Annotated in this window: 13 protein-coding genes; all 13 read left to right on the top strand. The window is 53.9% G+C overall.

Annotation, left to right across the window (positions count from 1 at the left end; translation table 11 throughout):
* Positions 1-7 precede the first annotated feature (7 nt).
* Positions 8-1,207, top strand: coding sequence for a 1-deoxy-D-xylulose-5-phosphate reductoisomerase (gene ispC / locus ACOTYH_RS12340; RefSeq protein WP_421637769.1), 1,200 nt, complete (start codon positions 8-10; stop codon positions 1,205-1,207).
* A gap of 185 nt (positions 1,208-1,392) precedes the next feature.
* Positions 1,393-2,151, top strand: coding sequence for a (2E,6E)-farnesyl-diphosphate-specific ditrans,polycis-undecaprenyl-diphosphate synthase (gene ispU / locus ACOTYH_RS12335; RefSeq protein WP_003856176.1), 759 nt, complete (start codon positions 1,393-1,395; stop codon positions 2,149-2,151).
* A gap of 12 nt (positions 2,152-2,163) precedes the next feature.
* Positions 2,164-3,021 (top strand): phosphatidate cytidylyltransferase, encoded by an 858-nt coding sequence (gene cdsA, locus ACOTYH_RS12330; RefSeq protein ID WP_003856175.1) that lies wholly within the window; start codon positions 2,164-2,166, stop codon positions 3,019-3,021.
* A gap of 11 nt (positions 3,022-3,032) precedes the next feature.
* A complete protein-coding gene (rseP, locus tag ACOTYH_RS12325; RefSeq protein ID WP_058700299.1) occupies positions 3,033-4,385 on the top strand; it encodes a sigma E protease regulator RseP in 1,353 nt (450 codons plus the stop codon).
* Between the two features lie 31 nt (positions 4,386-4,416).
* Positions 4,417-6,834 (top strand): outer membrane protein assembly factor BamA, encoded by a 2,418-nt coding sequence (bamA, locus tag ACOTYH_RS12320; protein WP_003856172.1) that lies wholly within the window; start codon positions 4,417-4,419, stop codon positions 6,832-6,834.
* A gap of 123 nt (positions 6,835-6,957) precedes the next feature.
* Entirely contained in the window at positions 6,958-7,452 is a 495-nt protein-coding gene (skp, locus tag ACOTYH_RS12315) for a molecular chaperone Skp (protein WP_006810039.1), read from the top strand.
* Positions 7,453-7,455: 3 nt separating this feature from the next.
* Positions 7,456-8,481 (top strand): UDP-3-O-(3-hydroxymyristoyl)glucosamine N-acyltransferase, encoded by a 1,026-nt coding sequence (gene lpxD / locus ACOTYH_RS12310; protein WP_109937696.1) that lies wholly within the window; start codon positions 7,456-7,458, stop codon positions 8,479-8,481.
* A 104-nt stretch (positions 8,482-8,585) separates the two neighbouring features.
* Complete coding sequence (gene fabZ, locus ACOTYH_RS12305) at positions 8,586-9,041, top strand: 3-hydroxyacyl-ACP dehydratase FabZ (protein ID WP_003856165.1); 456 nt, start codon at positions 8,586-8,588, stop codon at positions 9,039-9,041.
* Positions 9,042-9,044: 3 nt separating this feature from the next.
* Positions 9,045-9,833: an acyl-ACP--UDP-N-acetylglucosamine O-acyltransferase gene (gene lpxA / locus ACOTYH_RS12300; protein WP_003856164.1), complete on the top strand. Its 789-nt coding sequence runs from the start codon at positions 9,045-9,047 to the stop codon at positions 9,831-9,833.
* Positions 9,833-10,981 carry a lipid-A-disaccharide synthase gene (gene lpxB / locus ACOTYH_RS12295; RefSeq protein ID WP_421637768.1) on the top strand — a complete coding sequence of 383 codons (1,149 nt, stop codon included), beginning with the start codon at positions 9,833-9,835 and terminating at the stop codon, positions 10,979-10,981. Before lpxA ends, lpxB begins: the two co-directional genes overlap by 1 nt.
* On the top strand, positions 10,978-11,574 hold the full coding sequence (rnhB, locus tag ACOTYH_RS12290; RefSeq protein WP_015572727.1) for a ribonuclease HII: 597 nt from the start codon (positions 10,978-10,980) through the stop codon (positions 11,572-11,574). The genes lpxB and rnhB overlap by 4 nt, the downstream gene beginning before the upstream one ends.
* 38 nt (positions 11,575-11,612) lie before the next feature.
* Positions 11,613-15,095, top strand: a complete 3,483-nt coding sequence (gene dnaE / locus ACOTYH_RS12285; RefSeq protein WP_017694479.1) for a DNA polymerase III subunit alpha — start codon at positions 11,613-11,615, stop codon at positions 15,093-15,095.
* A 12-nt stretch (positions 15,096-15,107) separates the two neighbouring features.
* Positions 15,108-16,067 (top strand): acetyl-CoA carboxylase carboxyl transferase subunit alpha, encoded by a 960-nt coding sequence (gene accA / locus ACOTYH_RS12280; RefSeq protein ID WP_003856154.1) that lies wholly within the window; start codon positions 15,108-15,110, stop codon positions 16,065-16,067.
* The last annotated feature ends 9 nt before the right edge of the window (positions 16,068-16,076 follow it).

Genomic DNA, 16,076 nt, shown 5'->3' with positions numbered 1-16,076 from the left:
GCATCTCATGAAGCATCTCACTCTCCTCGGCTCGACCGGCTCTATCGGTTGCAGCACTCTCGACGTTGTACGTCATAATCCTGACAGCTACACCGTGGCCGCGCTTGTGGCCGGAAAAAACGTGCAGCGAATGGTCGAACAGTGCCTGGAGTTTACCCCCCGTTTTGCGGTGATGGATGACGAAGAGAGCGCCCGCCAGGTGAAAGCGCTGTTGCAGGAGAAGGGCTGCCGTACCGAGGTACTCAGCGGGCAACAGGCGGCGTGCGATATGGCCGCGCTTGATGACGTTGATCAGGTCATGGCGGCAATCGTCGGGGCGGCGGGTCTTCTGCCGACGCTTGCCGCTATTGATGCGGGTAAAGATGTCCTGCTTGCGAACAAAGAGTCGCTGGTCACCTGCGGACGCCTCTTTATGGAAGCGGTAAAACAGCGTGGGGCGCGTCTTTTGCCGGTCGATAGCGAACACAACGCGATTTTTCAGAGTTTACCTCAACCTTTTCAACAAAACCTGGGGTACGCTGACCTGGAGCAGAATGGCGTTGTGTCGATTCTGCTTACCGGGTCTGGTGGCCCGTTCCGTGAAACGCCACTGTCTGAATTGAGCGCAATAACGCCGGATCAGGCGTGTCGTCATCCGAACTGGTCAATGGGGCGTAAGATCTCCGTCGATTCGGCCACCATGATGAACAAAGGTCTGGAATACATTGAAGCTCGCTGGCTGTTCAATGCGTCGGCGAAACAGATGGAAGTGCTGATCCACCCGCAGTCGGTGATTCACTCGATGGTGCGCTATCAGGACGGCAGCGTGCTGGCTCAGCTGGGCGAACCGGATATGCGTACGCCTATTGCTCATACGATGGCGTGGCCAAACCGCGTAAAATCGGGCGTTAAGCCTCTCGATTTTTGTAAGCTGAGTTCACTGACGTTTAGCGAGCCTGATTACGACCGTTATCCCTGTCTGAAACTGGCGATGACGGCCTTCGATCAGGGGCAGGCGGCGACAACGGCGCTTAATGCAGCCAATGAAGTGACCGTTGAAGCATTCCTGAATCAGCAGATCCGCTTTACTGACATCGCCGCGTTGAATTTATCCGTGCTGGAGATAATGGATTTGCGTGAGCCGCAGAGCGTCGAACAGGTGCTGGCCGTGGATGAACAGGCACGCATTGTTGCGCGTAAACAGGTGACACGTCTCGCAGGCTGGTGATAAAGCAAGCACTAGTCGTCGTGCTATTTGTTAGCGTTGGGCTTCAGTGATATAGTCTGCGCCACCTGATCGCAGGTATTTGGCTTTAAGTGGTCAGGTAAGCCGTGGTTTGACACGGCTTTTTTATGTATAGGCTTCAGTATTCCTGTGTACCGTTAAATCCTTTCAGGGACTAAAAACGCGTTATGTTGTCTGCGAATCAACCAATAAGCGAAAACTTGCCAGCACATGGCTGTCGCCATGTTGCAATCATCATGGATGGCAATGGCCGCTGGGCGAAAAGACAAGGGAAGATACGAGCCTTTGGGCATAAAGCTGGGGCGAAATCTGTTCGCCGCGCCGTCTCTTTTGCCGCCAATAACGGCATTGATGCGTTAACGCTCTATGCTTTTAGCAGTGAGAACTGGAATCGACCTGCGCAGGAAGTGACTGCGTTGATGGAACTGTTCGTGTGGGCGCTCGATAGTGAAGTAAAAAGCCTGCACCGCCACAACGTCCGCTTGCGTATTATTGGCGAAACCAGTCGTTTTAACTCACGTTTGCAGGAACGGATTCGCAAAGCAGAAGCGCTGACGGAAAATAATACCGGCCTGACGCTCAATATCGCGGCGAATTACGGCGGACGCTGGGATATTATCCAGGGGGTTCGGCATTTGGCTGAGCAGGTTCAGGAAGGGCTGTTAAGACCCGACCAGATTGATGAAGAGGCGCTGAGTCAGCAAATCTGCATGAATGAACTGGCACCCGTGGATTTGGTTATAAGGACAGGGGGGGAACATCGCATAAGTAACTTTTTGCTGTGGCAAATTGCCTACGCCGAACTTTACTTTACGGATGTTCTTTGGCCAGATTTTGATGAACAAGACTTTGAAGGTGCGCTGCATGCCTTTGCCAATCGAGAGCGTCGTTTCGGCGGCACCGAGCCTGGTGGCGATAACGCCTGATGGGGGTAGCTTTTGCTGAAGTATCGCCTGATTTCCGCTTTTGTATTAATACCCGTCGTCATCGCAGCGCTGTTTTTACTGCCTCCGGTGGGATTCGCTATTGTTACGCTGGTGGTGTGTATGCTCGCCGCGTGGGAATGGGGGCAGCTTAGCGGCTTTACCTCGCGCACTCAGCGGGTATGGCTGGCGGTACTCTGTGGTTTTTTACTGGCCCTGATGCTGTATACCTTGCCTGAATATCATCATGATGTTCACCAGCCGCTGGTTGCCGGATCCTTATGGATATCGCTGGCCTGGTGGATTGCTGCGCTTGTTTTAGTGCTTTTCTATCCGGGCTCTGCGGCGATCTGGCGTAACTCTAAAGTGTTGCGCCTTATTTTTGGTCTGCTCACGATTGTTCCGTTTTTCTGGGGGATGGTTGCGTTGCGCGCCTGGCACTATGACGAAAACCACTACAGCGGCGCGATATGGCTGCTTTATGTGATGATTCTCGTCTGGGGGGCTGACTCCGGGGCCTATATGTTTGGTAAACTGTTCGGCAAACATAAACTGGCGCCAAAGGTTTCTCCGGGCAAAACCTGGCAAGGCTTCATCGGCGGCCTGTTTACGGCAGCGATTATCTCCTGGGGCTATGGCGTCTGGGCGAATCTTGAGGTTGCCCCCTCGACGCTGCTGGTATGTTCGATTTTCGCGGCGCTGGCATCGGTGCTGGGTGATTTAACCGAGAGTATGTTTAAGCGTGAAGCAGGGATTAAGGACAGTGGTCACCTGATTCCAGGACATGGCGGAATACTGGATCGCATTGACAGCCTTACCGCGGCTGTTCCCGTATTTGCTTGCCTGCTTTTACTGGTGTTTGGGACGATATAACGGAAGGTTTTATGCTGAGCATTCTCTGGAATCTGGCGGCGTTCATTGTTGCACTGGGTGTACTGATTACCGTGCATGAATTTGGCCATTTCTGGGTTGCCCGGCGCTGTGGTGTGCGGGTGGAGCGATTCTCGATTGGCTTTGGCAAATCGCTCTGGAAGCGCACCGATAAGCATGGCACCGAGTTTGTCATTGCTCTGATTCCCCTGGGCGGCTATGTCAAAATGCTCGACGAACGCGTTGAGCCTGTCGCCCCGGAACTTCGCCATAGCGCGTTTAACAATAAAACTGTTGGACAACGTGCTGCCATCATCGCTGCCGGCCCGGTAGCCAATTTCATCTTCGCTATCTTCGCCTACTGGCTGGTGTTTATCATCGGCGTGCCTGGCGTGCGCCCGGTCGTGGGCGAAATCACCACGGGTTCTATTGCGGCAACGGCGCAAATTACACCGGGAATGGAACTTAAAGCGATTGATGGTATCGAAACCCCTGATTGGGATGCCGTGAGGTTACAACTGGTTGCCAAAATTGGTGATGAGCAGACAACCGTCAGCGTATCGCCATTTGGTTCCGACCAGCGGCAGGAAAAAGTGCTGGATTTACGCCACTGGCGCTTTGAGCCAGACAAAGAGGACCCTGTCGCCGCACTCGGGATTCGACCGCGCGGCGCGCAGATCGAGCCGGTATTAGCCGAAGTACAGGCCAAATCGGCAGCGAGTAAAGCAGGTTTACAAGCGGGTGACAGGATCGTTAAAGTCGATGGTCAGCCATTAACACAATGGATGACCTTTGTTACTCTGGTGCGCGATAATCCAGGCAAGCCGCTCGCGCTGGAAGTGGAAAGGCAGGGGAGTTCGCTCTCACTGACTCTCACCCCGGATACCAAATCGGGCGGCGGTAAGGTGGAAGGGTTTGCAGGCGTTGTGCCGAAAGTGATCCCACTGCCAGATGAGTACAAGACAATACGCCAGTATGGGCCGTTTAGCGCCATCGTTGAGGCCACGGATAAAACATGGCAGCTGATGAAGCTTACGGTCAACATGTTGGGGAAATTGATAACCGGTGATGTGAAACTGAACAACCTCAGTGGGCCAATTTCGATTGCTCAGGGGGCTGGGATGTCAGCGGAGTTCGGGGTGATTTACTATCTCATGTTCCTTGCGCTGATTAGCGTGAACCTGGGGATAATCAACCTGTTCCCGCTTCCCGTATTAGATGGGGGCCATCTGCTGTTTTTAGCGATTGAAAAGCTAAAAGGCGGACCGGTATCCGAGCGAGTTCAAGACTTTAGTTATCGCATTGGCTCGATTTTGCTGGTGCTGTTAATGGGGCTTGCACTTTTCAATGATTTCTCTCGGTTGTAAGAGAGTTAGTTAGGAAGAACGCATAATAACGATGGCGATGAAAAAGTTGCTCATAGCGTCGCTGCTGTTTAGCAGCGCGACCGTATACGGTGCTGACGGGTTCGTAGTGAAAGATATTCATTTCGAAGGCCTTCAGCGTGTCGCCGTTGGTGCGGCCCTCCTCAGTATGCCTGTGCGCCCCGGCGATACGGTTAATGATGAAGATATCAGTAACACCATCCGTGCTCTGTTTGCCACTGGCAACTTTGAGGACGTCCGCGTCCTGCGCGATGGTGATACGCTGGTGGTTCAGGTAAAAGAACGTCCAACGATTGCCAGCATCACTTTCTCCGGTAACAAATCGGTGAAAGACGACATGCTCAAGCAGAACCTTGAGGCATCGGGTGTTCGTGTGGGGGAATCTCTGGACCGCACAACCCTTGCAGACATTGAAAAAGGTCTGGAAGATTTCTACTACAGCGTCGGTAAATACAGCGCGAGCGTTAAAGCGGTTGTTACACCGCTGCCACGTAACCGTGTTGACCTGAAACTGGTCTTCCAGGAAGGTGTTTCTGCGAAGATCCAGCAGATCAACATCGTGGGTAACCACGCGTTCAGCACCGACGAACTGATCTCCAACTTCCAGCTGCGTGACGAAGTGCCGTGGTGGAACGTGGTAGGCGATCGTAAATACCAGAAACAGAAACTGGCGGGTGACCTTGAAACCCTGCGCAGCTACTATCTGGATCGCGGTTACGCCCGTTTCAACATCGATTCAACTCAGGTGAGTCTGACTCCGGACAAGAAAGGTATCTACATTACCGTTAACATCACAGAAGGCGATAAGTACACGCTTTCGGGTGTTGAAGTCAGCGGCAACCTGGCAGGACATTCAGCTGAAATTGAATCTCTGACCAAAATTCAGCCGGGCGATCTGTACAGCGGATCTAAAGTCACCAAAATGGAAGACAGCATTAAGAAGCTGCTCGGCCGTTATGGTTATGCGTATCCGCGTGTGCAAACGCAGCCGGAAATTAACGACACGGATAAAACCGTTAAGCTGCACGTTAACGTTGATGCGGGCAACCGCTTCTACGTGCGTAAGATCCGCTTCGAAGGTAACGATACCTCTAAAGACTCCGTTCTGCGCCGTGAAATGCGCCAGATGGAAGGGGCATGGCTGGGAAGCGATCTGGTAGATCAGGGTAAAGAGCGTCTGAACCGTCTGGGCTACTTCGAAACGGTCGATACCGATACTCAGCGTGTACCAGGTCGTCCGGATCAGGTTGATGTTGTTTATAAAGTTAAAGAACGTAATACCGGTAGCTTCAACTTCGGTATTGGTTACGGTACTGAAAGTGGCGTGAGCTTCCAGGTCGGTGTTCAGCAGGATAACTGGCTGGGTACGGGCTACTCTGTCGGTATCAACGGGACGAAAAACGACTACCAGACCTACTCTGAGTTCTCCGTTACCAACCCATACTTCACCGTTGACGGTGTAAGCCTGGGCGGTCGTATCTTCTATAACGACTTTAAAGCGGACGACGCGGACCTCTCCTCGTATACCAACAAGAGTTACGGTCTGGATGGTACGCTTGGCTTCCCGGTTAACGAATACAACACCTTGCGCGCAGGTTTAGGGTACGTGCATAACGACCTGTCCAACATGCAACCGCAGGTGGCGATGTGGCGTTACCTGGACTCCATCGGTCAGTCGGCGAGTACGTCCAGCGATGATAACGGTTTCGCCGCGGATGACTTCACCTTCAACTACGGTTGGACCTACAACCGTCTTGACCGTGGCTACTTCCCGACGGAAGGTTCACGCGTCAACCTGAACGGTAAAGTGACTATCCCGGGCTCGGATAACGAGTTCTACAAGGTCACGCTGGATACGGCGTCCTACTTCCCAATTGATGAAGATCACAAGTGGGTCGTTCTGGGTCGTACCCGTTGGGGTTATGGTGACGGTATTGGAAGCAAAGAACTGCCGTTCTATGAAAACTTCTACGCCGGTGGTTCAAGCACCGTGCGTGGCTTCCAGTCCAATAACATTGGTCCGAAAGCGGTTTATTACGGCGGTAATGACGAAGATAACTGCGCAAGCCGTGATCCTAAGCAAGTATGTAGCTCTGATGACGCAGTAGGTGGTAACGCTATGGCCGTGGCGAGCCTCGAGTTCATCACGCCTACGCCGTTTATCAGTGATAAGTATGCGAACTCCGTGCGTACCTCCTTCTTTATGGATGCAGGTACGGTGTGGGACACCAACTGGGAGAACACCGCACAGATGCGTGCGGCGGGGGTTCCGGACTACAGCGATCCGAGCAACATTCGCATGTCCGCAGGTATCGCATTACAATGGATGTCACCGCTGGGGCCGTTGGTCTTCTCTTACGCCCAGCCGTTTAAGAAATACGATGGAGACAAAGCGGAGCAGTTCCAGTTTAACATTGGTAAAACCTGGTAATAATCCGCTGCAATGGAATGCGTTGGCAGTGTAGCGCTGACAACCGGCGATCGGTAACACGGTCGCCTTGCCACGCAAAGAACGGTACCCCTCGGGTGCCAATGGGATGGTAAGGAGTTAATTGTGAAAAAGTGGTTATTAGCTGCAGGTCTCGGTTTAGCGATGGCAACTTCTGCTCAGGCAGCGGATAAAATTGCAATCGTCAACATGGGTAATTTGTTCCAGCAGGTTGCACAGAAAACCGGTGTTTCTGCAACGCTGGAAAACGAATTCAAAGGCCGTGCGAGCGAACTGCAACGTATGGAAGGTGATCTTCAGTCCAAGATGCAGCGTCTTCAGCGTGATGGTTCTACCATGAAAGCGAGCGAGCGCAGCAAACTGGAAAAAGACGTCATGTCTCAGCGCCAGACCTTCTCTCAGAAAGCACAGGCTTTCGAGCAGGATCGTCAGCGTCGTTCTAACGAAGAGCGTGGCAAACTGGTGACGCGTATTCAGTCTGCCGTTAAAGCAGTAGCAGCCGATCAGAGCATCGATCTGGTTGTTGATGCGAACGCCGTTGCATTCAACAGCAGCGATGTTAAAGACATCACCGCTGATGTTCTGAAACAGGTTAAATAAGTAATGCCTTCAATTCGACTGGCTGATTTAGCTCAGCAGTTGGATGCAGAATTACACGGTGATGGCGATATCGTCATCACCGCTGTTGCGTCCATGCAATCTGCTAAAGCAGGCACTATTACCTTCATGGTAAGCCCTAAGTACCGTGAACACCTGGCCCAGTGCCAGGCGTCTGCCGTTGTGCTGACGCAGGACGATCTTCCGTTTGCCACTAGCGCTGCACTGGTAGTGAAAAATCCCTACCTGACCTATGCGCGCATGGCCCAAATTCTTGATACCACGCCGCAGCCGGCACAGAACATTGCAGCCAGTGCTGCGATTGATCCGACGGCTCAGCTGGGTAACAACGTATCAGTCGGCGCAAACGCCGTTATCGAATCCGGCGTTGTTTTGGCTGATAACGTGGTGATTGGCCCTGGCTGCTTTGTTGGAAAAAATACGAAAATTGGCGCAGGGACTCGTCTGTGGGCCAATGTCTCTGTCTACCATGAGGTTGAGATTGGCGAGAATTGTCTCGTTCAGTCCAGCACGGTGATTGGTTCTGACGGATTTGGTTACGCCAACGATCGGGGTAACTGGGTTAAGATCCCTCAGCTGGGTCGCGTGATTATCGGCGATCGTGTGGAGATCGGCGCTTGCACAACTATCGACCGCGGTGCGCTTGACGACACCATTATTGGTAACGGTGTTATCATAGACAACCAGTGCCAGATTGCACATAACGTTGTGATTGGCGACAATACCGCAGTTGCGGGTGGTGTTATCATGGCAGGCAGCCTGAAAATTGGCCGTTACTGCATGATTGGCGGTGCCAGCGTGATCAATGGCCATATGGAAATATGCGACAAAGTCACGGTGACGGGGATGGGTATGGTGATGCGTCCAATCACTGAGCCTGGCGTTTATTCCTCAGGTATTCCGCTGCAACCGAACAAGGTCTGGCGTAAAACAGCTGCACTGGTGATGAATATTGATGATATGAGCAAGCGACTCAAAGTGATTGAGCGCAAAATCGATCAACAAGACTAAGCGTTCATCCGTTTAACGCTAAATTTCCCGGCCTGTCGGCTTTGTTTATAAACCGGCAGGCCGTGTTATTATTGCTACTTAGTACATTTGACAGGAAGAGTATTTTGACTACTGACACTCATACTCTGCATATTGAAGAGATTTTAGAACTTCTGCCGCACCGCTATCCGTTTTTACTGGTAGACCGTGTGCTGGATTTTGAAGAAGGTCGTTTTCTGCGCGCAGTGAAAAATGTCTCCGTTAACGAGCCGTTCTTCCAGGGGCACTTCCCTGGTAAGCCTATCTTCCCGGGTGTATTGATCCTGGAAGCGATGGCACAGGCTACCGGTATTCTGGCGTTTAAAAGCGTAGGTAAACTGGAACCGGGTGAACTCTATTACTTCGCGGGTATCGATGAAGCGCGCTTCAAGCGTCCGGTCGTGCCTGGTGATCAAATGATCATGGAAGTCACTTTTGAAAAAACGCGTCGCGGCCTGACTCGCTTCAAAGGCGTAGCTATGGTTGACGGCAAAGTTGTTTGCGAAGCGACAATGATGTGTGCGCGTAGCCGGGAGGCCTGATACGTGATTGATAAATCCGCCTTTATTCATCCTACCGCCATTGTGGAAACGGGTGCCATCATTGGTGCCAACGTCCACATTGGCCCGTTTTGTATTGTTGGACCCCATGTCGAAATTGGTGAGGGTACAGTACTGAAATCTCACGTTGTCGTGAATGGTCATACCACCATTGGCTGCAACAATGAGATCTATCAGTTCGCCTCCATCGGCGAAGTTAACCAGGATCTCAAGTATGCTGGCGAACCGACCCGCGTGGAAATCGGCGATCGTAACCGCATTCGCGAAAGCGTCACCATTCATCGTGGTACAACGCAAGGCGGTGGATTGACGAAGGTGGGCAGCGACAACCTGTTTATGGTTAATGCGCATATTGCGCACGACTGTACCGTGGGTAGCCGCTGTATTCTCGCCAACAACGCAACGCTGGCGGGACACGTATCGGTTGATGATTTCGCCATTATTGGCGGCATGACCGCAGTCCATCAGTTCTGCATCATTGGTGCACACGTGATGGTCGGCGGATGCTCCGGTGTGGCGCAGGACGTCCCACCGTTTGTGATTGCGCAGGGCAACCATGCCACGCCGTTTGGCGTGAACATCGAAGGTCTCAAGCGTCGTGGTTTTAGTCGCGAAGCGATTACTGCCATCCGCAACGCGTACAAACTGCTGTACCGTAGCGGTAAAACGCTGGAAGAGGCTAAGCCGGAAATTGCCGAGCTGGCGAATAAGCACCCTGAAGTGAAAACGTTCATGGAATTCTTTGAACGTTCAACCCGTGGTCTGATTCGTTAATGGTCGACAGTCGTCCGCTTACCATCGCCCTGGTCGCCGGAGAAACCTCCGGCGATATTCTTGGTGCAGGTCTTATCCGCGCGCTTAAAGCCCGTGTACCCAATGCCCGCTTTGTGGGCGTGGCTGGGCCGCTGATGCAGGCCGAAGGCTGTGAAGCCTGGTATGAAATGGAAGAGCTGGCTGTGATGGGCATCGTCGAGGTGTTGGGGCGCTTGCGTCGCCTGCTGCATATTCGCGCCGACCTTACCCGCCGCTTTACCGACCTTAAGCCCGATGTATTTGTCGGCATTGATGCGCCTGATTTCAATATTACCCTTGAAGGGAACCTGAAAAAGCAGGGGATCAAAACTATCCATTACGTCAGTCCGTCCGTGTGGGCGTGGCGACAGAAACGCGTTTTCAAAATCGGACGATCCACTAATCTGGTGCTGGCTTTTCTGCCTTTCGAAAAAGCGTTTTACGACAGATTTTATGTCCCGTGCCGTTTTATCGGTCATACCATGGCGGATGCCATGCCGCTGGATCCGGATAAAAACGCGGCGCGTGACGAACTGGGCATCCCGCATGATGTGCACTGTCTGGCGCTGCTGCCAGGGAGCCGGGGTGCGGAAGTTGAAATGCTCAGTGCCGATTTCCTGAAAACGGCGCAAATTCTTCGCAAGACTTACCCCGATCTTGAAGTGGTCGTGCCGCTGGTGAATGCCAAACGCCGCGAGCAGTTTGAGCGTATCAAAGCTGACGTCGCCCCGGATCTTCACGTCCGCCTGCTGGACGGGAAAGGGCGGCAAGCCATGTTTGCGAGCGATGCCGCACTGCTGGCTTCCGGCACGGCTGCGCTGGAGTGTATGCTGGCAAAATGCCCAATGGTGGTCGGTTATCGCATGAAGCCGTTTACCTTCTGGCTGGCAAAACGTCTGGTAAAAACAGATTACGTATCCCTGCCAAACCTGCTTGCGGGTCGCGAACTGGTGAAAGAGCTCTTGCAGGATGAATGCCAGCCGCAGGCACTGGCTGATGCATTACTGCCGCTGCTGGCCAACGGTAAAACCAGCCACCAGATGCATGATACCTTCCGTGAACTGCATCAACTGATCCGCTGTAATGCTGATGAGCAGGCGGCCGATGCGGTGCTGGAGTTAGCACAATGATGGAATTTATTTATCCCCATACCCACCTCGTTGCAGGTGTGGATGAAGTCGGTCGTGGCCCGTTAGTGGGTGCCGTTGTGACCGCGGCGGTGATCCTCGATCCAGCCCGCCCGATCGTTGGCCTGAACGACTCGAAAAAACTGAGTGAAAAGCGTCGCCTGGCGCTGTTCGATGAAATTAAAGAAAAGGCACTGGCCTGGAGTCTCGGGCGCGCAGAGCCGGATGAGATCGACGATCTGAACATTCTGCACGCCACCATGCTGGCGATGCAGCGTGCCGTTGCTGGCCTGAAGATTGTGCCTGAGTATGTGCTGATCGACGGTAACCGTTGCCCGGCGCTGCCGATGCCTTCCATGGCTGTTGTTAAAGGCGATAGCCGCGTCGCAGAAATCAGTGCGGCGTCAATCATTGCCAAAGTGACGCGCGATGCCGAAATGGCCGCGCTGGACCTCACTTATCCCGCGTATGGTTTCGCCCAGCACAAGGGATATCCAACGGCTTTCCATCTGGAAAAGCTGGCTGAACATGGCGCAACTGAACATCATCGGCGTAGCTTTGGCCCGGTGAAACGCGCGCTGGGACTGGTGTCCTGAATCAAGACGCAAGCAATTAAGTAACGCGGGATCTGAAGATGGCTGAACCACGTTTCGTACACCTGCGGGTGCATAGCGACTACTCCATGATCGATGGGCTGGCAAAGACCGGGCCGCTGGTAAAAAAGGCGGCCTCGCTTGGCATGCCTGCGCTGGCGATCACCGATTTTACCAACCTGTGTGGCCTGGTGAAGTTCTACGGAACGGCGCATGGCGCAGGATTAAAGCCCATCGTCGGCGCGGATTTTCATGTGCAGAGCGACCTGCTCGGCGATGAGATGACGCAAATTTCCGTGTTAGCCATGAACAACACGGGTTATCAGAACCTCACTCTGCTGATCTCAAAAGCCTACCAGCGCGGTTACGGCGCACTGGGTCCATGGATTGACCGCGACTGGCTGGCGGAGCTGAACGAAGGTTTGCTGCTGATCTCCGGTGGCCGTATGGGAGATGTCGGCAAATGTCTGCTACGCGGTAATAACGCGCTGGTGGATCAGTGCGTCTCGTTCTACGAAGAGTATTTCCCGGATCGTTATTACCTGGAGCTGATCCGTACCGGGCGTGCGGATGAAGAGAGCTACCTGCATGCGGCCGTCGCCCTGGCGGAAGCGCGTGGCCTGCCTGTGGTGGCCACCAACGATGTGCGCTTCCTTGAGGCGGGTGATTTTGACGCGCATGAAATTCGCGTCGCCATCCACGACGGCTTCACCCTCGACGATCCGAAACGTCCGCGCAACTACTCATCGCAGCAGTACATGCGCAGCGAAGAGGAGATGTGTGAGCTCTTCTCGGACATCCCGGAAGCGCTGGAAAACAGCGTAGAGATTGCCAAGCGCTGTAACGTCACCGTGCGTCTCGGCGAATACTTCCTGCCGCAGTTCCCGACGGGCGACATGACCACCGAAGATTTCCTGGTCATGAAATCGAAAGAGGGTCTGGAAGAGCGTCTGGAATTCCTCTTCCCGGATGAAGCGGTCCGTAAAGAGAAGCGTCCTGAATATGACGAGCGCCTGGATATTGAACTCCAGGTGATCAACCAGATGGGGTTCCCAGGCTACTTCCTGATCGTGATGGAGTTCATCCAGTGGTCGAAAGATAACGGCGTGCCGGTAGGTCCGGGCCGTGGTTCTGGTGCCGGCTCGCTGGTGGCGTATGCCCTGAAAATCACCGATCTCGATCCGCTGGAATTTGACCTGCTGTTCGAACGTTTCCTCAACCCGGAACGTGTCTCCATGCCCGACTTTGACGTCGACTTCTGCATGGAAAAACGCGACCAGGTGATTGAGCACGTGGCCGATATGTACGGTCGTGATGCGGTTTCGCAGATCATCACCTTCGGTACGATGGCCGCGAAAGCGGTTATCCGCGACGTGGGCCGCGTTCTGGGCCACCCGTACGGTTTTGTCGATCGTATCTCTAAGCTGGTGCCGCCCGATCCGGGCATGACTCTGGCGAAAGCCTTTGAAGCTGAACCTCAGCTGCCGGAAATCTACGAAGCCGACGAAGAGGTCAAAGCGCTGATCGACATGGCGCGCAAGCTGGAAGGCGTCACGCGTAACGCCGGTAAGCATGCGGGGGGTGTGGTTATCGCCCCGACCAAAATCACCGACTTTGCGCCGCTGTACTGCGACGAAGCGGGTCAGCATCCGGTCACCCAGTTCGACAAGAACGACGTAGAATACGCCGGGCTGGTGAAGTTCGACTTCCTCGGCCTGCGTACGCTGACCATCATCAACTGGGCGCTGGAGATGATCAACGCCCGTCGCGAGAAGAACGGCGAGCCTCCGCTGGATATCGCGGCTATCCCGCTTGATGACAAGAAAAGTTTCGACATGCTGCAACGCTCGGAGACGACAGCCGTCTTCCAGCTTGAATCCCGCGGCATGAAAGATTTGATTAAGCGTCTGCAACCAGACTGCTTCGAAGATATGATCGCGCTGGTGGCCCTGTTCCGTCCGGGGCCGTTGCAGTCGGGGATGGTAGATAACTTTATCGACCGTAAACACGGGCGCGAAGAGATTTCTTACCCGGACGTGCAGTGGCAGCATGAAAGCCTGAAACCGGTACTGGAGCCAACCTATGGCATCATCCTGTATCAGGAACAGGTCATGCAGATCGCCCAGGTGCTTTCTGGTTATACCCTTGGCGGCGCAGACATGCTGCGTCGTGCGATGGGTAAGAAAAAGCCGGAAGAGATGGCCAAGCAACGTTCCATCTTTGAGGATGGGGCGAAGAAAAACGGCGTCGATGGCGAACTGGCGATGAAAATCTTCGACCTGGTGGAGAAATTCGCCGGGTACGGATTTAACAAATCCCACTCCGCCGCCTATGCTTTGGTTTCGTATCAAACGCTGTGGCTGAAGGCTCACTATCCCGCTGAGTTTATGGCGGCGGTAATGACCGCCGATATGGACAACACCGAGAAGGTGGTTGGCCTGGTGGACGAGTGCTGGCGCATGGGGCTGAAGATCCTGCCGCCGGATATTAACTCTGGCCTGTACCATTTCCACGTTAACGATGACGGGGAAATCGTCTATGGGATCGGCGCTATCAAGGGCGTAGGTGAGGGGCCGATCGAGGCGATCATCGAAGCGCGTAACAACGGCGGCTATTTCCGCGAGCTGTTCGATCTGTGCGCCCGCACCGATACCAAAAAACTGAACCGCCGGGTGCTGGAAAAACTGATCATGTCCGGCGCGTTTGATCGGCTGGGGCCACACCGCGCCGCGCTGATGAACTCGCTCGGCGATGCGCTGAAAGCAGCCGATCAGCACGCGAAAGCGGAAGCCATTGGCCAGGCAGATATGTTCGGCGTGCTGGCGGAAGAGCCAGAGCAGATTGAGCAGTCTTATTCCAACTGCCAGCCCTGGCCAGAACAGGTGGTGCTGGATGGGGAGCGGGAAACGTTAGGCCTGTACCTGACGGGGCACCCGATCAACCAGTATCTGAAAGAAATTGAGCGCTATGTCGGCGGCCACAGGCTTAAAGACATGCATCCGACAGAACGTGGTAAAATCACCACGGCTGCGGGGCTCGTGATTGCTGCAAGGGTAATGGTCACCAAGCGCGGCAATCGTATCGGCATCTGTACCCTGGATGACCGTTCCGGGCGTCTGGAGGTGATGTTGTTCACCGACGCGCTGGATAAATACCAGCAATTGCTGGAAAAAGACCGCATACTTATCGTCAGCGGACAGGTCAGCTTTGATGACTTCAGCGGGGGGCTTAAAATGACCGCCCGCGAAGTGATGGACATTGACGAAGCCCGGGAAAAATATGCTCGCGGGCTTGCTATCTCGCTGACGGACAGGCAAATTGATGACCAGCTTTTAAACCGACTCCGTCAGTCTCTGGAACCCCACCGCTCGGGGACCATTCCAGTACATCTCTACTATCAGAGGGCGGATGCACGTGCGCGGTTGCGCTTTGGTGCAACGTGGCGTGTCTCTCCGAGCGATCGTTTACTGAACGATCTCCGTGGCCTCATTGGTTCGGAGCAGGTGGAACTGGAGTTTGACTAATACAGGAATACTATGAGTCTGAATTTCCTTGATTTCGAACAGCCGATTGCAGAGCTGGAAGCGAAAATCGATTCTCTGACAGCCGTGAGCCGTCAGGATGAAAAACTGGATATTAACATCGACGAAGAAGTGCATCGTCTGCGCGAAAAAAGCGTAGAACTGACGCGCAAAATCTTTGCCGATCTCGGCGCATGGCAGATCGCCCAGTTGGCGCGTCATCCACAGCGTCCGTACACCCTGGATTATGTCCGCCTGGCGTTTGACGAATTTGACGAACTGGCAGGCGACCGCGCATACGCTGACGATAAAGCTATCGTCGGCGGTATCGCGCGTCTGGATGGACGTCCGGTGATGATTATTGGTCATCAGAAAGGCCGTGAAACCAAAGAGAAAATCCGTCGTAACTTCGGTATGCCAGCGCCAGAAGGCTACCGTAAGGCCCTGCGTCTGATGGAGATGGCTGAGCGTTTCAATATGCCTATCATCACCTTCATCGACACGCCGGGTGCTTACCCGGGTGTTGGCGCTGAAGAGCGCGGTCAGTCTGAAGCCATCGCACGCAACCTGCGTGAGATGTCTCGCCTGAAAGTGCCGGTCATCTGTACCGTTATCGGTGAAGGTGGGTCCGGCGGTGCGCTGGCAATTGGCGTGGGCGATAAAGTGAATATGCTACAGTACAGTACCTATTCCGTTATCTCTCCGGAAGGCTGTGCCTCCATTCTGTGGAAAAGTGCCGATAAAGCGCCGCTGGCTGCTGAAGCGATGGGCATCATTGCCCCACGTCTGAAAGAGCTGAAGCTGATCGACACCGTTATCCCTGAACCGCTGGGCGGCGCGCATCGTAAGCCGGAAGTGATGGCTGCTTCCCTTAAAGCGCAACTGCTGGCAGATCTGGCGGACCTGGACGTGCTGAGCACAGAAGATCTGCTCAACCGTCGTTATCAGCGTCTGATGACCTACGGTTACGCGTAAGCCTCACAA

Source organism: Enterobacter cloacae complex sp. SHL001, from assembly GCF_049236825.1.
Classification (GTDB): domain Bacteria; phylum Pseudomonadota; class Gammaproteobacteria; order Enterobacterales; family Enterobacteriaceae; genus Enterobacter; species Enterobacter hormaechei_C.
Note: the sequence above shows the minus strand (reverse complement) of the source record. Positions and strands in the feature narration are given on the sequence as shown.